Below are 21293 nucleotides of genomic sequence, written 5' to 3'. Positions count from 1 at the left end.
GCGCCGCAAAGGGCGGATCGCTGGTTGCTAGCGGGCGGCGAGCTTGTCCCACCGTTTGCAATAAGGGCGGACGCCGACGGGCACGATCTCATAGCCGGCGTCGTTCAACTGGAGCTTCATCTCCTCGAAATGCCGCTTTGAGCCGCTGACGATCGATTCAGGCGTGTAGTCCCAGCCGTTGCGGGCGGCGTTGGCCAGAACGTCGGCATAGACGCGCATGCTCGTGATTTTCACATCCGATTCCAGCACCTGCCTGCATCCTCTTGCGAACAACGGCGAGTGGACGGCGGAAAGACTCAAGATCGTGCATGCCAGCATTATCGAAACAGGACGCATGGAAACCTCCCCTGATAGCAGCTTGTTGCCGCAAGCGAGCTTGCAATTTGTGCGCCTGCGGCGGGATCGGGCAGATGCAGTATTCGGCCTCCTGCATTTGTGGTATTCTTCCGCTGGGGACGGGTCCCACCATGACGTTCAACGACGCTTCGAAAGCGCAGGCGCTCGATGCCTTGTCGGGTCGCGAGCGCGCGGTCGCTGAAAAATTCGCAACCGGCATGACCTATCGCGAAATCGGCAATGCACTTTTCATTGCCCCGACCACTGTTCGCACCCACCTTGCGGCCATCTACGAAAAACTTGGCGTGCGCACCAAGATCGGGCTCGCGGCGTATTTTGCCGGCGCTTCCGGCGCTCGGCCGGACGGGCTGTCACCCCCGTCGGACGCTCCGCCGGTGCTCGCCATATTTCCGATCGAATGCCTGAATTCGGAAGAGCGTTGGCGCCGCTTTGCCGACGGTCTGTCGTCGGACATCACCATCGACCTGGCACGATACGCGGGCTTGCCTGTCATCGCCTTCCACACGATGAAATCGCTGGGCAGCAAGCGGGCCGACTTCGAGGCGGACGGCAAGGCGCTTGGCGCTACCTATATTGTGTCGGGCCAGTTGCGCGCGGACGACCAGAGGATTCGCTTGACGATAGAGCTTGCCGATGCCCGTAGCGGCGTCAGCCTGTGGAGCGAGCGCTACGACCGCCCGGTCGAGGACATTTTCGCGCTGCAGGACAGCCTGACCGAAAGCATCATCAATGTGTTCGCCGGCAGTTACGGAACGCTGGCCACGGTCGGCCGCAATGCGGTTCGCCGCAAGCCGCCGGCCAGCTTGCGGGCCTATGATTTTTATCTGCTTGCCCTCGAACAGCACACTACGTTCAGCCGCGCCGGGAATGTCGAGGCGATCCGCTTGTTTTCACGCGCGCTGGAGCTTGATCCTACCTTCGCCAACTGCTGGGCCGAACTCGCTTACGCCTATTCGATCGAGGCCTGCAACGGCTTTGGCGACGACGTGCTGACGTCGATCGAGAACTGGCGGATCACGGCCGAAAACGCCTTGCGCCTCGACCCGACGGACAGCTGCGCTCACGCATGCCTTGGCAATGTCAGGGCATGCCTTGGCGATCTCGAAGGAGCGGAGCGCGCGCACCGGCGGGCTCTCGAATACGGCTCCAACCACGCCGGCATACTGCCGCTGCTGGCCGGCAGCAAAGCGCTTGTCGCCGGCGATCCGGCCGAGGCGATCCCGCTCATCGAGCGTGCCATGCGCCTCAATCCATTGGCCCCGCCCTGGTATTTCGGCATGCAAGGCCGCATCCTGTTCGTCGCCGGCAGGCATCGGGAAGCTGTCGCGGCGCTCCGCAGGAGTTCGCCGGAATCGCCGGACGTGCTGATGTTCCTGGCGCTTTCGCATGCGGCCATGGGCGATGCCGGCGAGGCGGCGCGCGCCGCGGCCCGCTTGAGAGCCGAATTTCCAGGCTTTTCGGTCGAACGCTTCATCGCAGGCTATCCGGTGACCAACCGGGACGCGTTGCTTGCCATCCGCCACGCTGCCGAACTGGCGAAGCTGCCGTAGATGCCACCTACCGGTCGATCGTCACCATGACGCGTTCGTTGTAGCGCTCACCCGCGACCTTGCCCGGCGCCAGCGCGTCGTCGAGCGCCTGCATTGCGGCGGCGTCGAGCTCGATCGCCGCGGCAGCGACATTCTCCTCGAGGTATTTTCTGCGCTTGGTGCCGGGGATCGGCACGATGTCGAGCCCGAAATCGCTGCCCTTGTGCAGCAGCCAGGCCAGCGCGATCTGGCCGGGCTTGACGCCCTTGGCCGCCGCGATGTCGCGAACAATCCCGGCGGCCTGCACATTGGCGTCGTAGTTTGCGCCCTGGTAGCGCGGGTCGCCGCGCCGGAAGTCGCCTTCCGGATAGTCTTCGGCGCGCTTGACGTCGCCGGTGAGAAAGCCGCGGCCAAGCGGCGCGAACGGCACCAGGCCGATGCCGAGTTCGCTGAGCAGCGGGATGATCTCCGGCTCCAGATTGCGTTCCCACAACGAATATTCGCTCTGCACCGCCGACACCGGTTGCACGGCATGCGCCCGGCGGATGTTGGCCGCACCCGCCTCCGACAGGCCGAAGAAGCGCACCTTGCCTTCAGTGATTAGTTTGCTGACAGCACCCGCCACATCCTCGATCGGTACCGCCGGGTCGACGCGGTGCTGGTAGAGCAGGTCGATATGGTCGGTGGCGAGCCGGCCGAGCGAGCCGTCCACCGCCTCCCGGATATGCTCGGGCCGGCTGTTGCGGTCAGTGCCGATCTGCTTGCCGTTTTCGATACGGAAGCCGAATTTGGTGGCGATCGTCACCTCGTCACGCCGGCCCTTCAGGGCGCGGCCGAGCAGTGCCTCATTGGTGTGCGGGCCATAGACTTCCGCCGTATCGAAGAAGGTGCAGCCGAGCTCGATGGCGCGGTGCAGGGTGGCGATCGATTCCGCCTCGTCGGCCGGGCCGTAGGACTGGCTCATGCCCATGCAGCCGAGGCCGATCACCGATACCTGCAGCCCTTGGCTGCCCAGCTTGCGTGTGCTCAAGGTCATGGATGAGATCTCCGGACAATGTCAGGGTTCGTGAGCGTCAGGACTATTGCGTCAGGACCATATAGAGCGCTCGCTCGGTTTCCACAGTCGCTCGGTCGAGGCTGATCGCACGATCATGTGAGCTTTTCCGCTAAGCGCCTTCCGGTGTTGCCCAGTGCCCGGAAATTGACAGAACACCCGGTCTCGGCCATCCTTATGCCAGCCGCCTTTTCCTGCGGCGGCGTGTGTATGAGCGAGTCCATGGCCAGTTCCGTCACCAGCCAGAATTCCAAGCGTGCCGCGGTGCGCAAGGCGCTCGACCGCCACAAGGTCTATATCACCGCACAGAGCTTTTCCGCCGGCGCCTACAAAGCCCGTGTCCTCGTCGACGGCGAGGCCTACTGGGTCGACGAATTCCGGCTGAGCCAGCTCCAGCAGGGTCTGTCGCCGGCCGAGCTCGAATTGACGCCGGCCACCGACGATTGAGCTGTGTGAGGCACGACATCGGCCTGCCGCATGCTGACAAAGTGATTCAAGCGATGCGGGTCAAGTCCTTGTTTTTGCGCAGCCGCCGCATCCCGCCTGGCATGCGGACATGACGCCGAAACTCAAGGCCTATCGCGCCAAGCGCGAATTCAGCAAGACGCCGGAACCCGTCGGCGATCTGGTTGCCGGAAAAGGCAATCGCTTCGTCGTGCACAAACACCATGCCACTGCCGACCACTACGACCTTCGCCTGCAGGTCGGCGACGTGCTGAAGAGCTGGGCGGTGCCTCGCGGCCCGTCGCTCAATCCCGCCGACAAGCGGCTGGCGGTCGAGACCGAGGACCACCCGCTCGAATATATCGACTTCGAAGGCGTCATTCCCGAGGGCGAATATGGCGGCGGGCCGATGATCGTCTGGGACACCGGCGTCTGGGCACCGATGGACGATGTCGAAAAGAGCCTGCGCACCGGTTCCTTCAAGTTCCGTCTCGCCGGCGAGAAGCTGAATGGCGGCTGGATGCTGACCAGGCTGAAACCGAAGCCCGGCGAGGATGAGGGCAAAAAGAACTGGCTGCTGTTCAAGGAGCGCGACCTCGCCGCCGACGCCAGGCTCGACATACTGGAAGCCCGGCCGGAAAGCGTCAAATCCGGCCGCCGCATCGAGGAACTGGTGGCAACCCCGAAGCCAGCCCCCAAACCTGCCAAGCCGGTGGTGCTGAAACCCGGTGCGCTGCCGGGTGCGATCAAGGTGCCGCCGCCCACCCGCATCGAGCCGCAACTGGCGACGACCGTGGCGAAGCCGCCGGGCGGCGATGCCCCCGCGAGCCGCACGGGCGAAGTCTGGCTGCACGAAATCAAGTTCGACGGCTATCGCACCATGGCGCATCTGGCTGAGGGCGAGGTGCGGCTGATCACACGCGCCGGCCTCGACTGGACCAGGCGCTATGGCGACCTGCCGCATGCCTTCGCCAGGCTGCCATGCCGTGAGGCTGTCATCGACGGCGAGATCGTCGTGCTCGACGCCAAGGGCATCAGCCGCTTCGCTCTTTTGCAGGATGCGCTGGCGCAAGGCGCCGGCAACAAGCTCCACTTCTACGCCTTCGATCTGTTGCATCTCGACGGCTGGGACCTGAGAAAAGCGCCGCTCGGCCGGCGCAAGGCGCTGCTGTCGCAATTGCTGTCCGGGCTGGGCGCCAACTCCGCCATCCAGTTCTCAGACCACGTCCAAGGCGATGGCCAGGCGCTCTACGACCAGGCTTCCGAGATGGGGCTGGAAGGCGTCGTCTCCAAGCGCGCCACGGCAATCTACCAGAGCGGCCGCACCAAGACCTGGACCAAGATCAAGGCGCTGAAGACCGGCGACTTCGTCATCGCCGGCTACACCACCTCCGATGCAGCCGAGGGACTGGCCGCACTCGGGCTCGGCGAATTCGAGGATGGCGAACTGCACTATCGCGGCAAGGTCGGCACCGGCTTCGATGCCGCTACCGCCACCGACTTGCTGGCCCGGCTGGAGCCCTTGCGCGCCGGCGCGTCTGCACCCGAAGGGGTTCCGCGCGAGATCTTGCGCGAGATGAACTGGGTGCGGCCGCTGCTTTCGGCCCATATCCACTATGCCAACCGGACTGCCGATAATGCGCTGCGCCATGCGGTGTTCCGCGGACTGCGCGACGTCGGCCTGTCGACGCCGGTGTCGGCCAAGCGCAAGCGGCTGATCGCCGAAGCCGACCTCGCAACGATCTGGGTGACCAACCCGACGCGGCGGCTGTTCGGCAAGACCGGACCGACCAAGCTCGACATCGCCGTCTACTACGCGCTGGTCGGCGATTTCATGCTGCCGCACATCCTCGGCCGCCCGGTGTCGCTGGTGCGCTGCCCGACCGGCAAGCCGCAGGACTGTTTCTTCCAGCGCCATGCTTTTACCGGCATGCCGTCATCGGTTGCGACCTTCGAGGCGACCAATTCCGAGGGCGAGACCAAATCCTATCTGTCGGTCGAGGACGCCAAGGGCTATCTGGCGCTGGCGCAGTTCGGCGTCGTCGAGTTCCACACCTGGGGCACCCATCGCACGCGGCTCGACAGACCGGACCTGATCGTCTTCGACCTCGACCCGGGCGAGGGGATTAGCTGGCGTGAGGTTGTCGAGGCGGCGGTGCATATCCGCGCCGGGCTGGAGGCTTTGGGGCTGGTGCCGTTCGCGAAAACCTCGGGCGGCAAGGGCATCCACATATCAGTGCCGGTGACGCAAAAACAGAACTGGAAGAAACTGCACCAGGCGACCAGCGCCATTTCCTCGGCATTGGCCGCCACGGCGCCCGACATTTTCACCACCACCATGGGCAAGGACAACCGCAAGCGGCGCATCTTCATCGATTATCACCGCAATGCGCGCGGCCACACCTCGGCGGCACCTTATTCGCTGCGCGCCCGCACCAACCTGCCGGCCTCGACGCCGGTGAGCTGGTCCGATCTGGAATCCATCGACGCTCCGGAAGATTTGAATTATTCTTCGCTGCCGGGCCTTCTGGCCACCTCCGGCGATCCCTGGGCCGACATGGAAGATTTCGCTAGGGATTTGCCGGTATTGTGAGGGCGATGTAGGTTTTGCGCAGCGTCGTTCGTCCTTTGGACGAAGCGCTGCGAACAGTTCGACAGTGCACGGCCGCGTAGGAGAGTTTCATGGCGCCCAGGGCAAGTTGGAAAGGTTACCTCAAGCTCAGTCTCGTCAGCTGCCCGGTCCGGCTGTATCCGGCGACGAGTGCCAGCGAGCGCATCAGCTTCAACCAGCTGCACAAGGACACCCACAACCGCATCAACATGAAGCCGGTCGATCCCGAACTCGGGTTGGTCGAGCGCTCGGATCTGGTCAAGGGTTACGAATACGAGGACAAGCAGTACATCATCATCGATGATGCCGACCTCGAGGCGGTGCGCATAGAATCCAACCATACGATGAACATCGAGGCCTTTGTCGACGAGGGCGAGGTAGACGTCATATATCAGGACGCGCCCTATTATATGGCGCCCGATGGCGCGATGGCGGAAGAGACTTTCGCGGTGCTGCGCGAGGCCATGCGCAAGTCCGGCAAGCTGGCGATCGCCCGGCTGGTGCTGTCCAGCCGTGAACGGGTGGTGACGATCGGCGCGCGCGAGAGCGGCATGTTCGTCTGCACCTTGAGGAACCCGAACGAAGTGCGCGGCACGGCTGAATATTTCGGCAACATCCCGGCCGGCAAGCCCGACCCCGAAATGCTGCAGCTCGCCGAAGCGCTGATCAAGCAGAAGGAAACCACCTTCGATCCGAAGAACTACGAGGACCGCTACGAGATCGCGCTGATGGCGATGATCCGCGAGAAGCTCAAGGGTCACAAGCCGATCATCGCCGCCGCCCCCGAGCGCGGCAATGTGATCAATCTGATGGATGCGCTGAAGGCCAGCCTGTCGCAGTCGGCCAAGCCGCCGGCCAAGAGCAAGAGCAAGGCCGATGAGGCAGCCAAGCCTGCAGCGAAATCCGCCAAGGCCGGCGCCGGCGCGGCCAAGGAAAATCCGCTTAAGGCCAACCTGCTCAAGGCCGTCGGCAAGAGCAAGGCGTGACGGCTCTCGCCGGCAGCGTCTTCGGCACCATCGGTGCGCTGGCGGCGTTCCCGCTGAGGCTGGCCGCGCGTGAAGTCGAGCGCCGGCAGGGCCAGTTGCGGCGCGGCGTTAACAGGCGCACCAGCCATGTCGTGTTCGGCCGCTTGTATCTCACCAAGGCGGGGGAGGCCGAGATCGAGCGCCGCGTCGCGGCCGAGCGCGCGGCCGGCCGCAAGCTGATCAGCGAAAACAGTTTTTTGCGCCTGCTCGGGCTGATGAAGGCGCCAGAGGCCTCGGCCCTATCGCGGCAGTCGCTTCTCGATCAGTCGCGGCTTGCCGCCGCCGATCTCGACCTGTTGTCGCTTTTCGATGCCTTCGAGCATGATTGCGAGCCCTATTCGTTTCGCGACCTGATCCTGGCCCGCAAATATGCCGGGCTGGTTGCCGGCGGGGCCTCGTGGGGGGCGATCGCGCGCTCGGTGCACCGCTCCGGCCCGGTCGCCTCGCTGACCGCCAAGTCGCTCAATGTCGGCTCGCAGCATGGGCGCGCCGATGCGATCTATCTCGAGGGCGGCCAGAGCGAACTCGACGGCCAGCTGCTGTTCGATCTGGGAACGCCGGATGACGACACGCTGGAAGAACTGTTCGCCGACGCCGAAGCGGCGGAAGAGGCTGAACACCACGAGCAGGCGGCCGCACTCTACCAGCGCTGCCTTTCCATCGACCCGACCGACGCCATCGCCGCCTTCAACCGCGCCAACTGCCTGCGCGGCGCTGGACGCGCGGCCGAGGCGGCGCACGACTATGCCCGCGCCATCAAATGTGACCCCGGCTTTGTCGAGGCGTGGTTCAATCTGGCCGGGCTGATGAGCGATGAGGGCCGCGACGCCTCGGCACGGCGGCACCTGCAGAAGGCGATCGCGCTCGATGCCAAATATGCCGACGCGGTGTTCAACCTGGCCCGGCTGGAGTTCGACGCCGGCAACCTCGCCGAGGCGCGGCGGAACTGGTCGCGCTATCTCGAGCTCGACGCCAGCTCCGAATGGGCGCGCATGGCGGCCAAGGGTATTCAGTTCGTCGATTTGCAACTGGCGCGGATGTCGGCTTCCTGAGATGCTCGACGCAAAGACCATTCGAGTACGGGTTGCTGACGAGCTACATACGCGCCTTGGCGAGGGTTGGTTCAAACCAGACAGCACCAAGCTCGTCGTCTCGACAATCGATAACCTGACCGATTTTGGCATCGAGTTGGATTGCTATACGGACCGCCGATATGGCGAATACGACTGTTCGATCGCAGCCGTTTTCAAATGGAAGAAGTTTTCCCGGCTGTGGAAGGATTTTGATGCTTGGTATGAGATCAAGGATCCGAGTTCAGCTCAGTTCAAGACGCAAAGTTCCCGCAAATCGAGCAGATCATTTCTCAGGGTAGGATTCGATGCCATTGACGGGGATTTCGTCAACCATCGCGGCACGTTCTGGGTGGCGAATGAAGTGGATCTCGATGCGTTTGTAGCCCAGTGCGTTACCGACATCGACGGCAAGGTCGGCGCATGGATCAGGAAATGGTTCACCTGGGCGTCGGCACTGGATGTGATGGACGGCAATGAACAATTGTGCGGCGCATGGCGTGATACAGCATATTTCTGTTTGCTGGAACAAGTTCATGGGCGTGAGGTTGCTTGCAAATGGGTAGGTGACATTGATGCGACTGGCTGGCCCGGATTGCTGGCCGCTCAGGTCGAATATCTGCAGTCGCAGGTTTGCGGTGTGGCTAGACAGCGATAGTTGCTGCCGGAAGAGAGGATCGCAATGGGCGCGCTTGAACACCCCCCTCTGGCCTGCCGGCCATCTCCCCCTCAAGGGGGGAGATGGGCTGTCACTCACGGTTTCGCCAACCACCACCGTTGGCAAGTGGGCGGGGAGACGAAGCTGCTAATCTCCCCCCTTGAGGGGGAGATGGCCGGCAGGCCAGAGGGGGGTGGGACGGAACGCGGCCTTCATCTGCGAGGCACCCTGTGATGACCACCTTCCTCCTCGACGGCCCCGAAACCGCCCCCACCACCATCCTTCTAGCCCACGGCGCCGGTGCGCCGATGGACTCGGCCTCGATGACCGCCACGGCAAAGGCGCTGGCCGAGGCCGGGTTCCGCGTTGCGCGCTTTGAATTCCACTACATGGCGGCCCGCCGCTACGGTCATCGCAAGCCGCCGCCGCGCGCCGAGACGGTGAATCCCGAATACATCAAGGCGATCGCCGACCTCAGGGCGAAGGGCGTGAAGGGGCCGCTCATCATCGGCGGCAAGTCGATGGGCGGCCGCGTCGCCTCGATGATCGCCGACGAGATGTTTTCGAAGGGTGAGATTTCAGGGCTGCTTTGCCTCGGCTATCCCTTCCATCCGCCGGGGAAACCGACGCAGCTTCGGACAAAACATCTCGCCGATCTCAGGACGCCGACATTGATCTTCCAGGGCACACGCGACGAGTTCGGGACCAGGGACGAGGTCGCGACCTACGATCTTTCCGACGCCATCGAAATGCGGTGGCTGGAGGATGGCGACCATGATTTGAAGCCGCGCAAGAGCATTTCCGGCTTCTCCACTGCCGATCATCTGAAGACGATGACTGATGCGGTGAAGGCGTGGGCGGGCCGGCTCTGATTTCTGCCCGATGAAGATCGCCACCTTCAACATCAACAACATCAACGGCCGGCTGCAAAACCTGCTGGCCTGGCTGACTGTCGCCAAGCCCGACATCGTCTGCCTGCAGGAACTGAAAGCAAGGCAGACGCAGTTTCCGCGCACAGCACTCGCCGCGGCGGGCTATGGCGCGGTGTGGGTGGGGCAGCCGACCTGGAACGGCGTCGCCATACTCGCGCGGGGTTCAGAACCCGTTCTGACCCGCGAGGCGCTGCCCGGCGACGAGAGCGACAACCAGGCCCGCTACATCGAGGCGGCGGTCAACGGCATCGTCGTCGCCTGCCTCTATGCGCCGAACGGCAACCCGCAGCCCGGTCCGAAATTCCAGTACAAGCTGGCGTGGCACGAGCGCCTGAACGCGCATGCGGCGGAGCTGTTCGACACCGGCCTGCCGGTGGTGCTGGCCGGCGACTACAACATCGTGCCCGAGCCGCGCGACATCTACCCGACCCGCTCCTATGACGACAATGCGCTGGTGCAGCCGGAAAGCCGCGCCGCCTTCGCAGCACTGCTCGACCAGGGCTGGACCGATGCGCTGCGCAAGAAGCACCCGAAGGAGACGCTCTACACATTCTGGGATTATCGCCGCAACCGCTGGCAGCGCGACGCCGGCCTGCGGCTCGACCATATATTGCTCTCGAAGAAACTGGCGCGCCGGCTGGCCGAGGCAGGCATCGACCGCGACGTCCGCGGCGAAACCGGCGCCAGCGACCATGCGCCGGTGTTGGTGGAATTGCGGTGAGGGCGGAGAGCCAATCTCCCCCCTTGTGGGGGAGATGCCCGGCAGGGCAGAGGGGGGCGCGAAGGATCGCAACCATAATTCATACTGTGACCAGCGGAATTAACACGAGCGCACAATTGCGGTTGCTTGCAAAGTCGGCGGGACAGCGCCCCCCTCTGTCCTGCCGGACATCTCCCCCACGAGGGGGGAGATTGGCCGTGACCGGCGTTTTCGCCAATCTCATCCCTTCAAGCAACTCCTCACACCGGTCGCGCCCCTTCGCGCGCAAAGGCCTCAATCAAAGGTGCGTATCCCTCAAGGTCGGGTTGGGTGGCGAAGCTGTGGCTGGCGGCGGTCGTAGCCCAGGGCAGCCTTTCCGAAGTGAAGACCTCGACGAAGGTCACGTACCAATGGTGATCGTCGAGCATGGTTGCGCGGACATTGACGAAGAAGTCCAGGCCGTGCGGCTGCGTGAACATCCAGTTCTTGCAATGCGGGCAATAGAGTTGCCGGTGCGGCCCATGCATGCCGCCGACCACCGGCTCGCCTTGCGTAACGGTGAAGCCGTTGCTTGGCACGGCCATGGTCAGGGAATAAGCGCTCGCGCTCAGCTTCTGACAACCGGTGCAATGACAGGCCATTGTAAGCAAGGGCGGCGCACTTATCCGAAAGCGTATCCCGCCGCACAGGCAGCCGCCGTCCCAAGGTAATTTCCACTCATCCATCATTTGGCCTCGATCGGTCTTGAGCCCTGCCGAGCGATTCTAGCGCGCGACCGGGCAACATTGCGGCGACCGAGAGTGTCGCCAGGCCATATCGAGCGCTTTGGCGCAGGCGAGCGTTTTGCGCTCGCTGTTTCGCTGGTAATCTTCGGAATTGAACCGGGCATCGACAAGCCCGGCGCCGACCTGCATCATTGCGGGCGAAGCGAACAGCGGCGCGAGGGGGGGCCGATGAACAGGATTGCCGACAGGCTGCTCGCGGTGCTGCTGCTGGCGATCGGCATGCTCTGCTTCACACGCGTGTATTTTGCGCTGGGCGGCGAGGGCGCCGGCGAAGGCTTCGCGTCGGTGCGCCTGGCTTTTTTCGGCGCGGCGGGTGTTGTCTCAGCTCTTGCAGCCCTGTTGTTCTGGGCCGGCCTGTTGCCGGGCCGATCGACGCACGATCCGAAGACGCCTCTGTTCGGCAGGGGCGCCGAAACGCAACCCGGCGGACGACCACGCCTGCGGCGGCTCTTTGCCGTCGTTCCGTTCCTCGCCGTGCTCGCTCTGGTGGCCGACCAGCTCGGCCCCTGGTCGCGGCAGCCACAGGACGCCGGCAGAAGCCTGATCGCCGAGCAAACTGTGCCAAGCGCGCCGGAAGGCCAAGACGTCACCAGCGCACCGGCCCCGGAACCGGAAGCGATACAGCCGCCAGTGCCTGCCTCGCCATCCGAGGTCGCGCTGGCCCCGCCTGTCTCACCGCCGGAGCCTGCCCCGGCCGCGCCACCGCAGACCGTCGCGCCGCTGCCGCAGGCTCCGCCGCCGCAGCCGACGCAGCCCGATGGCCACCGCGAGCCCGTCGTCTGGCTGGCGGTGGCGCCCGACGGTCACTCGATCATGAGCGCCAGCACCGACCGCACGATCAAGCTCTGGGATATCGACGGCAAGCGCCTGATCCGCACCCTTGGCGTCCACAAGGACATGGCGCGTACCGCGCTTTTCCTGCCCGATGGGGCGCGGGCGCTGACGGCGGGCGACGATGGCGAGATCGTGCTGCGCCAGCTCGCCGATAGCGCGGTGCTGCACGTCTTCTCGTCAGGCCAGAACGGCGGCGTCAACAAGCTGGCGATCAGCCCGGACGGTAAACGTGCCGTCAGCGGGCACGACACCGGCAGGGTCATCGTCTGGGATATCGAGAAAGGCTCGGTGCTGCATGTGATGCCGGGGCACGACTGGTCGATCAGCGGGGTCGCCGTCTCGCCCGACGGCACACGCGCGATCAGCGGCAGTATCGAGGGCACGCTAAAACTATGGGACATCGGCACCGGCAAGCAGCTGCGCAGCTGGCACGGGCATGAGCGCGGCCCCTATGGGATCGTGTTCATGGCCGACGGGCATCATCTGATCACCGGCAGCGGCGACTATACGATCAAGCTCTGGGATCTCGACACCGGCCGCGAAGTCCGCCGCCTCGAGGGCCATTCGGGCACGGTCTATGCGCTGGCGCTGTCGACCGACAACAAGCGGCTGCTGTCCGGCTCGCTCGACGGCACGGCACGGCTGTGGGACATGGAAACCGGCAGCGAGACCGCGCTGTTCGACAGCCGGTCCGGACCGGTCTACGCCGTGGCGTTCGCCGCCGACGGCACAGTGCTGACCGGCGGCTACGACCGCACCATCCGAGACTGGCCGGCGGCTGGCGGTGATGCGGTGGCGCTGTTCCCGGGCGCGCCGGAGTGATGTGCGAAGGTGGCGCGCGACGCTCGACGTTACAGAAAGGAGCGCCGCCGCCGACGCTGCCAATCTCCCCCCTCGTGGGGAGATGCCCGGCAGGGCAGAGGGGGGCGCGAAGGATCGCCAGCCTTTGCTCTAACTCATTCTCAACCAGGAACCAGTCTGCGGGCGTTGCTACGAATGGTTGACAGGCCGGCGGGACAGCGCCCCCCTCTGTCCTGCCGGACATCTCCCCCACAAGGGGGGAGATCGGCTGTCACTTCGGCTTTCGCCAATCTCCAGCGTTGAAAGTTGGCGCCGCCGCCGACGCTGCCAATCTCCCCCCTCGTGGGGGAGATGCCCGGCAGGGCAGAGGGGGGCGCGAAGGATCGCCAGCCTTTGCTCTAACTCGTTCTTAACCAGGAACCAGTCTGCGGGCGTAGCTACGAATGGTTGACAGGTCGGCGGGACAGCGCCCCCCTCTGTCCTGCCGGACATCTCCCCCACAAGGGGCACAAGGGGGGAGATCGGCTGTCGCGGCCGCCTACGCAAAACCCCTTTACGGCATCGGCTTTCGAGGCCAATACCGCTTCGACCAAGCGTTGGGACCGAACATGACGACCAATCTCCACATCGTCGAGGCGTCGATCGAACAGTTGCGGCGGGCGCTGGAGGCTGGCACGGTCACCAGCGTCGAGCTGGTCGGCGCCTGCCTGCGGCGGATCGCCTACTACGACCGGCATGGCATCGCTCTCAACGCCGTTCCCGTGCTCAATCCGAAAATGTTCGAGGAGGCCGCCGCGTCCGACCGGCGCCGCCGGAGTGGTGCGACGCTCGGGCCGCTGGACGGCATCCCCTACACCGCCAAGGACAGCTACAAGGTAGCAGGCTTGACGGTCGCCGCCGGCTCGCCCGCCTTCGAGCATCTCGTCGCCATCGAGGACGCCTTCACCATCGGGCGGCTGCGGGCCGGCGGCGCGGTGCTGATCGGGCTGACCAACATGCCGCCGATGGCCAATGGCGGCATGCAGCGCGGCGTCTACGGAAGGGCGGAAAGCCCCTACAATGCCGAATACCTGACCGCCGCCTTCGCGTCGGGGTCATCGAATGGTTCCGGGACCGCGACCGCCGCCAGTTTCGCCGCCTTCGGGCTCGGCGAGGAGACATGGTCGTCCGGCCGGGCGCCGGCGTCGAACAATGCGCTGGTCGCCTACACGCCGTCGCGCGGCGTTATTTCGGTGCGCGGCAACTGGCCGCTGGTGCCGACGATGGATGTGGTGGTGCCGCATACGCGCAGCGTGGCCGACATGCTCGAACTGCTCGACGTGATTGTCGCCGACGACCCCGACACAAGAGGCGATTTCTGGCGCGCGCAGCCCTGGGTGGCGCTGCCAAAAAGCTCGGCCGTGCGGCCGCCGCGCTACACCGGGCTCGAGCTGGAGGGGGCGCTGCAAGGCATGCGGCTCGGCGTGCCCCGCATGTATATCGGCCGCGATATGGAGGCTGACGTTCCGATCCAGACCCGTGCCTCGGTGCTGGAGCTGTGGGAGCAGGCGGCAGCGGATCTGCGGCGGCTCGGCGCTGATGTGGTCGAGGTCGATTTCCCTGTCGTCTCCAATTACGAGCGCGACCGGCCGGGCACAAAAAACATGGTCGATCGCCGGCTGGTGCCGGAAGAATTCGCCGAGCGCGAGATATGGGACCTGTGCATCTTCGCCTGGGACGACTTTCTGCGCGGCAATGCCGATCCCCTGATCCCCGATCTGTCCTCGGTCGACGGCGCAAAAATCTTTCCGCAGCCGCGGGGCACGCTGCCGGACCGCTACAAGGACAGCTTCGATGTGGCGGAATATGTCGAGTGGGCCAAGCGCGGCGTCACGCCTTTCCTGGCCATTCCCGAGTTGGAGGCCGGCCTGAAAGGCCTGGAGGCGACGCGGCGCATCGACTTCGAGGATTGGCTCGACACGCAAGGGCTCGACGCGGTGGTGTTCCCGGCCGTCGCCGATGTCGGTCCGGCCGATGCGGACGTCAACGAGGCCTCCGCAGCGCTGGCCTGGCGCAACGGCACCTGGGTCGCCAACGGCAATCTGGTTTGGCGCCATCTCGGTATTCCCACCGTCACCGTGCCGATGGGCACGATGGCCGATATCGGCATGCCCGTCGGCCTCAGCTTCGCCGGCAAGGCCTATGAAGATACGAAGCTGCTTCGGCTGGCCGGCGACTTCGAGCGCTTTGGCCAGCGCCGCAGCCGGCCGCCGCGCACGCCGGAACTTCCCGATGATGTTTTTTTTGCCCGGCCTTCCGCCCGCCGGCCCGGCGAGGCGCCGCCGCTCACCCTTGCCGCCGAGACGCGCCGTGCGGGTGATCAAGACGAGATAACAGTCACGCTAGATGTGGCCGGAACGGGAATCGAGACCAGCGTGAAAGTCCATGTCAACGGCGAGCCCATTCGCATGCGGCGGACCAGCGCGCGCTTCACCGGGCGTGCAGTGGTACCGGCCAAAGAGCACGAGAGAATCCACAGTGTCTGGCGCGGCGCGTACGGCTCGATCGTCACTGCTGTCGTGCGTCTTGAAGACGGACGCGCCGCCGGTGCCTACGTGGTGACAGGTGGAATTGGATGACCACCGCGCTTCGCCTTGTGCTGCGGCATGTCTGCGGCCAGTCCCTCAATCCGCGTCAATCCGGCTTGCAGGGGTCGGCCTTGGCCGCCGCTGTCTTTTCACCCTCCTGCTGCGCCTCGACATCCTGCTGCGAGGTGGCAAGGTTTTTATCGCCACCGGCTTCCTGGTTGGCAAGCGGCATGGTGTTGCCGGTCTTGTTGGCCGGGCCGCCCTCTACCCTGTTGCCGGCATTCGCATCGGTTTCGAGCGGCGCACGCGTTGCGTCTTTTGCGACGCCTGATTGAGCTTCAATCGATGCGGTCGTCTCATGGCAGGTGGCGCTTGCCGTGCCGGCGCTCAGGCCGATCATAGAGGTGGCGAGCAAAATAGCGGTAAGCGTCTTCATCTCATCCTCCTTTCGGTGTTTGAGGTCATCTTTCTAAACTGCTGGCACTATCCGAGGTTCCGCTATTCAGTTCGAACCTCGAATCTGAGCGTCCAGCGGACCTTCCGGAACGGAGCCAGGGAAACCATAAGTTGCACCATGGCAGCCGCTGCTCGACATGGTACTTGCGCCGCACCTAAAATAATGGGATCCTGGTTCCGGGTATTGGGTAACGAGTGTTTTGGGGGAAGGCGTCTCGGCTGTTGCAAGTTCCCGGACGGCTTTGAAAGTTCATGAATGTTCTGCGGTTCCTGGTGGGCATGCTCACCATGTCGTTCATCGTGGCGATCTCGACTTATTGGGCAACGGGTTCAATCTGGAAGGCGACCGGCGGAACGGTCATTGCCTTGATCGTTTTGCAGGTTGGGTACTTTGTCTACCTCCTCTGGGCGGCCAATAGGCCCGGAGCGGAAGCCGCAGAAGATGACCCCTCCGAGAGTGGCTCGGCCATGGAGCTGGTTCTGGCTCTAGCGCATGACCCGAACCGAAGAATTGTCGGTTCGAGACCGGATGGTTCCGGAATGTGCGTGGACATTCCGCTGGATTAGCCAAACACAATATATATATCAGCCCGGTTCGGACAATTTGGCACGCAACCTCATGCTTTGCGGGCTTCCGCAGGCGCGGCCTATCGCGTATTGGCGCGGGGAAAATCCCTTGGGCACGTGTGAAAAGCATGATTCGACTGGAAAGCATCAGCAAGCAGAACGGCCGGCAGATCGTCTTCATCGAGGCCTCCGCCTCCTTGCAGAAGGGCGAGAAGGTCGGGCTGGTCGGCCCTAACGGCGCCGGCAGGACGACGCTGTTTCGCATGATCAACGACGAGGAGCAGCCCGACGAGGGCCAGGTCTCGGTCGATCGCGGCGTCACCATCGGCTATTTCAGCCAGGATGTCGGCGACATGGCGGGCCGCAGCGCGGTTGCCGAAGTGATGGACGGCGCCGGGCCGGTGAGCGAAGTGGCGGCCGAGATGGGCGAACTCGAAGCCGCCATGGGCGATCCTGATCGCGGCGATGAGATGGAGGCGATCATCGCCCGCTACGGCGACCTGCAGGCGCGGTTCGAGGAGCTCGACGGCTATGCGCTTGATGGCCGCGCCCGCGAGGTGCTGGACGGCCTCGGCTTCAGCCAGGAGATGATGGACGGCGACGTCGGAAAACTTTCCGGCGGCTGGAAGATGCGGGTGGCGCTGGCCAGGATCCTGCTGATGCGGCCCGACGCCATGCTGCTCGACGAGCCGAGCAACCATCTCGACCTGGAAAGCCTGATCTGGCTGGAGCAGTTCCTGAAGAACTATGACGGCGCGCTGCTGATGACCTCGCACGACCGCGAGTTCATGAACCGCATCGTCAACAAGGTGGTCGAGATCGATGGCGGCTCGCTGACCGCTTACTCCGGCAACTATGAATTCTACCAGCAGCAGCGCGCGATCGCCGACCGGCAGCAGCAGGCACAGTTCGAGCGCCAGCAGGCGATGCTGGCCAAGGAGATCGCTTTCATCGAGCGCTTCAAGGCGCGCGCTTCGCATGCAGCCCAGGTGCAGAGCCGGGTGAAGAAGCTGGAGAAGATCGACCGCGTCGAGCCGCCCAAGCGCCGCCAGAAAGTGTCGTTCGACTTCCAGCCGGCGCCGCGCTGCGGCGAGGACGTGGTGACGCTGAAGAAGGTCCACAAGGGCTATGGCAGCCGCTCGATCTACGAGGGGCTGGATTTCCAGGTGCGCCGCCGCGAGCGCTGGTGCGTGATGGGCATCAACGGCGCCGGCAAGTCGACGCTGCTGAAGCTGGTGGCCGGCGCTTCCGAGCCGGACAATGGCACGGTGGCGCGCGGGCCGAGCGTCAGGATGGGCTATTTCGCCCAACACGCCATGGGAGTGCTGGAGGGCGAGCGCACCGTGTTTCAGACGCTGGAGGATGCCTTTCCGCAGGCAGGCCAGGCGCCGCTCAGGGCGCTGGCCGGCTGCTTCGGCTTTTCCGGCGACGAGATCGAGAAGAAATGCCGGGTGCTGTCGGGCGGCGAGAAGGCGCGGCTGGTGATGGCGCTGATGCTGTTCGACCCGCCCAATCTGCTGGTGCTGGACGAACCGACCAACCACCTCGACATCGCCACCAAGGAGATGCTGATCACGGCGCTTTCGCAGTATGAAGGCACCATGCTGTTCGTCTCGCACGACCGCCACTTTCTCGCCGCGCTGTCGAACCGGGTGCTGGAACTGACGCCAGAGGGCATCCACACCTATGGCGGCGGCTATACGGAGTATGTCGAGAGGACGGGGCAGGAGGCGCCTGGGCTGCGGGGGTAGGGGCGCGCACATATCGGGGGTAGGGGCGCGCACATATCGCCCCAGTGTTCATGTCAATGTAAATATTGACATTCTATTTGGATTTGTATACGTAAATATTGACTAACTGACCATTCTCGTCAACATATGAGTTTACAATGGGTGTCAAGCAAGCGGTCCGCGAACAATATCGGGCGACGGTGAACCGTATTCCGGTCGGCGCTATCCAGGTTCCTCCGGAGGGCTGGATGCGCACGGTGCGCAAGGCGCTCGGCATGTCCGGCGCGGAGCTTGCGCGGCGGATGGGGGTTTCGCGCGCGCGCATCGCGCAGGCGGAACGAGCCGAGCTCGACGGCGGCGTCACGCTGAAATCCATGCAGACCACCGCCGAAGCCATGGGCTGCCGCTTCGTCTATGCTTTCGAGCCACCCGACGACATCGAGAATGTCATCATCGCACAGGCCCGAAAAAAGGCGAGGGCGATCGTCGGCGCGGCAAGCAGGCACATGGCGCTTGAGGACCAGGCCGTATCCGACAGCCGGACCGAGCAGGAAGTGTCGCGCCTGACGCGCGAGCTGATCTACGAAATGCCGCCTGATTTCTGGCAGGACAAATGATATCAGGCATGGCGGTCAAGCTCGATTATCCCGAAGGCGCGACTCCTCTCGATCCGAACGAGCTTGGCGGGTTGAAGCACAGGCACGTCACCAATCAAGGCGAGTTGGACGAACTCGAGCAGGCAAATATCGCATCCGGGCTGCGCTGGCTGGCTCGGATGCGGCGCAGGGACATTCTCACCGACGACTTTGCGATCGAGCTTCACCGCCGCCTCTTCGGCGACGTCTGGAGTTGGGCCGGCAGCTTCAGGAAGACAGGCAAGAACATCGGCGTCGATCCAGCCCAGATCGCAATACAGCTGCGCGGTGCGATAGACGATGCGCGCTACTGGGCGGAGCATGGAATCCATCAGCCCTTAGAGGCGGCGGTGCGGCTGCATCACCGCCTTGTGTGGGTCCATCCTTTCCCGAATGGCAATGGGCGTCACGCGCGCATCATGGCGGATGTCGTGCTCGACAAGATCTTCAGGACCGGCCCTATTGACTGGACTGCCGGCTCGGATCTTCAAAAAATGAATGAGCGTCGCGCGGCCTATATCGCAGCCCTCAAGGCAGCCGACAACCATGACATCGCGCCTCTGCTGGCCTTTGTCCGTGCGGAGAAACCTAAATAACATGCCCTCGCACGACCGCCACTTTCTCGCCGCGCTGTCGAACCGGGTGCTGGAACTCACGCCAGAGGGCATCCACACCTATGGCGGCGGCTATACGGAATATGTCGAGAGGACGGGGCAGGAGGCGCCTGGGTTACGGAGCTAAGCTGCCGCGAGAGCAACAGGGGCCGAGCGGCTCGGCGTCGTTGGCCTGAGGGGGGCGGGACTGGCGCCGAGCCTAACCGGTTGGGGGGTAGATCACCGGCCATTTAGATACATACGCCCAACCTAATATAAGAGCAAGCTAATGTTATGCGTTAGCGGTTTCCAGCGGCTGTTTCCAATCGGTGGATGTTTCCGGCCGCCGCTTCCCGGCCGCGCGCTTAAACCGGGTGATGGAACTGGCGCCAGAAGGCATCCGTGGCGGCGGCTGACATGTCCAGCGCACCGGCCAGAGGCGCCGGGACTGCGGGGCTGAGGCGCAGAGCGGGGGCGCTGAAGGCGTCTCGATCGCCGGCTTGACCCTTCACGAGGCCGGCGACATTGTGGATGGCTGTTCGCCAGTCCATAACGGTCGTGTGGGAATGGATTTTCGCAACGCCCTCGATGAATCGCTGGCCTGGGCCAGCCGATGGTTCGACTACGCCGTGACGCCGTGGTTTTTCTATCAGGCTGCCATCATCGTCGTGCTCTTCCTGGTCGCGAAGCTCGCGGCGCAGCGCATCGAACCGCTCGTGGAGGATCAGGCACGCCAGATCAAGGGGCATCCCGGACTGTTGAGGGTCGTGGTTGCCCTGTTGCGACGCACCGACTGGATCCTGTTCACGGTCTTCCTGCTTGCCGCGCTCATTCTCATGCGCGCCATCACCTGGCCAAGCCGGAGCCATTTCATCTATATCGCGCTCTCGTTATCCCTCGCGTGGCTGTTCGCGTCGGTGCTGTCGCGCATCATCCGCAACCGCCTCGTTGCGCGGGCTCTCGCCTGGCTGACCTGGATCTATGCTGCCCTTGTCATCCTGGGCATCGATGACGACGCTGCGGCTTTCCTGGACAGCCTGGCAATACCGTTGGGCGCGGTTCGCCTTTCGGCGCTCATCGTGCTGAAAGCGGCGCTGCTGCTGATCGCCACGGTTTGGCTTGCGGTGGTCGTCGGCAAGTATATCGATGAGCGCGTCCGGATCTCCGAAGAGCTGACACCCTCGATCCGCGTCCTCGTCGGCAAGGTCGCAAAGATCGGCCTTGTGCTGGTGGCGGGTGCCATCGCCCTGTCTTCCGTCGGTCTCGACCTGACGGCTCTGACGATATTCTCCGGCGCCGTCGGCGTCGGCCTGGCTTTCGGACTGCAAAAGGTCGTTTCAAATTTCGTCTCCGGCATGATCATCCTGCTCGACAAGTCGATCAAGCCGGGCGACACCATTTCGCTCGAAGGTACTTTCGGCTGGGTTCGCGAATTGCGGGCGCGGTTCGTCTCGGTGGTGACGCGCGACGGCCGCGAATTCCTGATCCCGAACGAAGACTTCATCACCCAAAGGGTCATCAACTGGTCGTTCAGCGATAACCTTGTGCGGCTCGACGTCAATTTCGGGGTCTCCTACGACGCCGACCCACATAAGGTCAGCGAACTGGCGATAGCGGCCGCCATGAGCGTCGGCCGGGTCGAAGCGGACCGGCGGCCGGTCTGCTGGCTCACCGACTTCGGCGAGTCCTCGCTCAATTTCGTCCTGCGCTTCTGGATCCACGACCCTCAGCAAGGTCTGACCAACGTGCGCGGCAGGGTACTGCTGGCGCTGTGGGACACTTTTAGGGAAAACGGCATAGACATCCCCTATCCGCATCGCGAGATCATCATGAAGCCGGATGGCGGCGCCGGGAAATTACGCGGGCGCTGATGGGGTAGGGTGCAGCAGGGTCGCGGCGCCGAAGCTGCCAATCTCCCCCCTTGTAGGCTGGGCAATCGCATTTG

Annotated in this window: 20 protein-coding genes; 16 read left to right on the top strand and 4 right to left on the bottom strand. The window is 64.1% G+C overall.

Annotated features, from left to right (window positions below; translation table 11 throughout):
* Positions 1–27: 27 nt before the first annotated feature.
* A complete protein-coding gene (locus tag AC0L3I_RS18650; RefSeq protein ID WP_473488916.1) occupies positions 28–234 on the bottom strand; it encodes a hypothetical protein in 207 nt (68 codons plus the stop codon).
* Between the two features lie 233 nt (positions 235–467).
* On the opposite strand from AC0L3I_RS18650, the gene AC0L3I_RS18645 reads away from it, so the two are divergent.
* A complete protein-coding gene (locus tag AC0L3I_RS18645) occupies positions 468–1907 on the top strand; it encodes a LuxR C-terminal-related transcriptional regulator (protein WP_473527855.1) in 1440 nt (479 codons plus the stop codon).
* A 7-nt stretch (positions 1908–1914) separates the two neighbouring features.
* Here AC0L3I_RS18645 and AC0L3I_RS18640 read toward each other — a convergent pair whose 3' ends face one another.
* Positions 1915–2922, bottom strand: a complete 1008-nt coding sequence (locus tag AC0L3I_RS18640) for an aldo/keto reductase (protein ID WP_473527854.1) — start codon at positions 2920–2922, stop codon at positions 1915–1917.
* A gap of 240 nt (positions 2923–3162) precedes the next feature.
* Between AC0L3I_RS18640 and AC0L3I_RS18635 the strand changes: the two genes are divergently transcribed.
* From AC0L3I_RS18635 to AC0L3I_RS18605, 7 genes are all read left to right on the top strand, one after another.
* A complete protein-coding gene (locus AC0L3I_RS18635; RefSeq protein ID WP_029351283.1) occupies positions 3163–3387 on the top strand; it encodes a hypothetical protein in 225 nt (74 codons plus the stop codon).
* Between the two features lie 109 nt (positions 3388–3496).
* Positions 3497–5977 (top strand): DNA ligase D, encoded by a 2481-nt coding sequence (gene ligD, locus AC0L3I_RS18630; RefSeq protein WP_473527853.1) that lies wholly within the window; start codon positions 3497–3499, stop codon positions 5975–5977.
* An 89-nt stretch (positions 5978–6066) separates the two neighbouring features.
* A complete protein-coding gene (gene ku, locus AC0L3I_RS18625) occupies positions 6067–6981 on the top strand; it encodes a non-homologous end joining protein Ku (protein WP_473527852.1) in 915 nt (304 codons plus the stop codon).
* Positions 6978–8072, top strand: a complete 1095-nt coding sequence (locus AC0L3I_RS18620; RefSeq protein WP_473527851.1) for a tetratricopeptide repeat protein — start codon at positions 6978–6980, stop codon at positions 8070–8072. The genes ku and AC0L3I_RS18620 overlap by 4 nt, the downstream gene beginning before the upstream one ends.
* 1 nt (position 8073) lies before the next feature.
* Complete coding sequence (locus AC0L3I_RS18615) at positions 8074–8748, top strand: hypothetical protein (RefSeq protein WP_473527850.1); 675 nt, start codon at positions 8074–8076, stop codon at positions 8746–8748.
* Between the two features lie 233 nt (positions 8749–8981).
* Positions 8982–9620 carry an alpha/beta hydrolase family protein gene (locus AC0L3I_RS18610; protein WP_123147863.1) on the top strand — a complete coding sequence of 213 codons (639 nt, stop codon included), beginning with the start codon at positions 8982–8984 and terminating at the stop codon, positions 9618–9620.
* Between the two features lie 10 nt (positions 9621–9630).
* The gene (locus AC0L3I_RS18605) at positions 9631–10401 is read left to right on the top strand and encodes an exodeoxyribonuclease III (protein WP_473527849.1); all 771 of its coding nucleotides are present in this window, start codon (positions 9631–9633) and stop codon (positions 10399–10401) included.
* A 239-nt stretch (positions 10402–10640) separates the two neighbouring features.
* Here the strand turns inward: AC0L3I_RS18605 and AC0L3I_RS18600 are convergent, their stop codons facing one another.
* Positions 10641–11105: a GFA family protein gene (locus AC0L3I_RS18600; RefSeq protein ID WP_473527848.1), complete on the bottom strand. Its 465-nt coding sequence runs from the start codon at positions 11103–11105 to the stop codon at positions 10641–10643.
* 75 nt (positions 11106–11180) lie between these two features.
* On the opposite strand from AC0L3I_RS18600, the gene AC0L3I_RS18595 reads away from it, so the two are divergent.
* Both AC0L3I_RS18595 and AC0L3I_RS18590 read left to right on the top strand, forming a co-directional pair.
* Positions 11181–12821 carry a WD40 repeat domain-containing protein gene (locus AC0L3I_RS18595; protein WP_473527847.1) on the top strand — a complete coding sequence of 547 codons (1641 nt, stop codon included), beginning with the start codon at positions 11181–11183 and terminating at the stop codon, positions 12819–12821.
* A gap of 587 nt (positions 12822–13408) precedes the next feature.
* The gene (locus AC0L3I_RS18590) at positions 13409–15418 is read left to right on the top strand and encodes an amidase (protein ID WP_473527846.1); all 2010 of its coding nucleotides are present in this window, start codon (positions 13409–13411) and stop codon (positions 15416–15418) included.
* A gap of 55 nt (positions 15419–15473) precedes the next feature.
* Here the strand turns inward: AC0L3I_RS18590 and AC0L3I_RS18585 are convergent, their stop codons facing one another.
* Complete coding sequence (locus AC0L3I_RS18585) at positions 15474–15803, bottom strand: hypothetical protein (RefSeq protein WP_123147867.1); 330 nt, start codon at positions 15801–15803, stop codon at positions 15474–15476.
* Positions 15804–16075: 272 nt separating this feature from the next.
* Here AC0L3I_RS18585 and AC0L3I_RS18580 point away from each other — a divergent pair, with 272 nt between their 5' ends.
* The 6 genes from AC0L3I_RS18580 (at position 16076) to AC0L3I_RS18555 (ending at position 21219) form a co-directional block, all read left to right on the top strand.
* Entirely contained in the window at positions 16076–16390 is a 315-nt protein-coding gene (locus AC0L3I_RS18580; RefSeq protein WP_473527845.1) for an exopolysaccharide production repressor protein, read from the top strand.
* 128 nt (positions 16391–16518) lie between these two features.
* Entirely contained in the window at positions 16519–18141 is a 1623-nt protein-coding gene (locus AC0L3I_RS18575; RefSeq protein ID WP_473527844.1) for an ABC-F family ATP-binding cassette domain-containing protein, read from the top strand.
* Positions 18142–18278: 137 nt separating this feature from the next.
* Positions 18279–18737, top strand: coding sequence for a mobile mystery protein A (locus tag AC0L3I_RS18570; protein ID WP_473527843.1), 459 nt, complete (start codon positions 18279–18281; stop codon positions 18735–18737).
* A gap of 8 nt (positions 18738–18745) precedes the next feature.
* Complete coding sequence (locus tag AC0L3I_RS18565; RefSeq protein WP_473527842.1) at positions 18746–19351, top strand: mobile mystery protein B; 606 nt, start codon at positions 18746–18748, stop codon at positions 19349–19351.
* Between the two features lies 1 nt (position 19352).
* Positions 19353–19496: a hypothetical protein gene (locus tag AC0L3I_RS18560; RefSeq protein ID WP_473527901.1), complete on the top strand. Its 144-nt coding sequence runs from the start codon at positions 19353–19355 to the stop codon at positions 19494–19496.
* 418 nt (positions 19497–19914) lie between these two features.
* Positions 19915–21219 carry a mechanosensitive ion channel family protein gene (locus AC0L3I_RS18555; RefSeq protein ID WP_473527841.1) on the top strand — a complete coding sequence of 435 codons (1305 nt, stop codon included), beginning with the start codon at positions 19915–19917 and terminating at the stop codon, positions 21217–21219.
* The last annotated feature ends 74 nt before the right edge of the window (positions 21220–21293 follow it).

This window comes from Mesorhizobium sp. WSM4840 (assembly GCF_055811755.1).
This window is presented reverse-complemented; position numbering and strand designations above follow the sequence as displayed.

What these genes read in the sequence shown, in the direction of transcription:
- AC0L3I_RS18645 (WP_473527855.1), top strand. Translation starts at nt 468, where the DNA reads ATGACGTTCAACGACGCTTCGAAAGCGCAGGCGCTCGATGCCTTGTCG.
- AC0L3I_RS18640 (WP_473527854.1), bottom strand. Translation starts at nt 2,922, where the DNA reads ATGACCTTGAGCACACGCAAGCTGGGCAGCCAAGGGCTGCAGGTATCG.
- AC0L3I_RS18635 (WP_029351283.1), top strand. Translation starts at nt 3,163, where the DNA reads ATGGCCAGTTCCGTCACCAGCCAGAATTCCAAGCGTGCCGCGGTGCGC.
- ligD (WP_473527853.1), top strand. Translation starts at nt 3,497, where the DNA reads ATGACGCCGAAACTCAAGGCCTATCGCGCCAAGCGCGAATTCAGCAAG.
- ku (WP_473527852.1), top strand. Translation starts at nt 6,067, where the DNA reads ATGGCGCCCAGGGCAAGTTGGAAAGGTTACCTCAAGCTCAGTCTCGTC.
- AC0L3I_RS18615 (WP_473527850.1), top strand. Translation starts at nt 8,074, where the DNA reads ATGCTCGACGCAAAGACCATTCGAGTACGGGTTGCTGACGAGCTACAT.
- AC0L3I_RS18610 (WP_123147863.1), top strand. Translation starts at nt 8,982, where the DNA reads ATGACCACCTTCCTCCTCGACGGCCCCGAAACCGCCCCCACCACCATC.
- AC0L3I_RS18605 (WP_473527849.1), top strand. Translation starts at nt 9,631, where the DNA reads ATGAAGATCGCCACCTTCAACATCAACAACATCAACGGCCGGCTGCAA.
- AC0L3I_RS18600 (WP_473527848.1), bottom strand. Translation starts at nt 11,105, where the DNA reads ATGGATGAGTGGAAATTACCTTGGGACGGCGGCTGCCTGTGCGGCGGG.
- AC0L3I_RS18590 (WP_473527846.1), top strand. Translation starts at nt 13,409, where the DNA reads ATGACGACCAATCTCCACATCGTCGAGGCGTCGATCGAACAGTTGCGG.
- AC0L3I_RS18585 (WP_123147867.1), bottom strand. Translation starts at nt 15,803, where the DNA reads ATGAAGACGCTTACCGCTATTTTGCTCGCCACCTCTATGATCGGCCTG.
- AC0L3I_RS18580 (WP_473527845.1), top strand. Translation starts at nt 16,076, where the DNA reads ATGAATGTTCTGCGGTTCCTGGTGGGCATGCTCACCATGTCGTTCATC.
- AC0L3I_RS18575 (WP_473527844.1), top strand. Translation starts at nt 16,519, where the DNA reads ATGATTCGACTGGAAAGCATCAGCAAGCAGAACGGCCGGCAGATCGTC.
- AC0L3I_RS18570 (WP_473527843.1), top strand. Translation starts at nt 18,279, where the DNA reads ATGGGTGTCAAGCAAGCGGTCCGCGAACAATATCGGGCGACGGTGAAC.
- AC0L3I_RS18565 (WP_473527842.1), top strand. Translation starts at nt 18,746, where the DNA reads ATGGCGGTCAAGCTCGATTATCCCGAAGGCGCGACTCCTCTCGATCCG.
- AC0L3I_RS18560 (WP_473527901.1), top strand. Translation starts at nt 19,353, where the DNA reads ATGCCCTCGCACGACCGCCACTTTCTCGCCGCGCTGTCGAACCGGGTG.
- AC0L3I_RS18555 (WP_473527841.1), top strand. Translation starts at nt 19,915, where the DNA reads ATGGATTTTCGCAACGCCCTCGATGAATCGCTGGCCTGGGCCAGCCGA.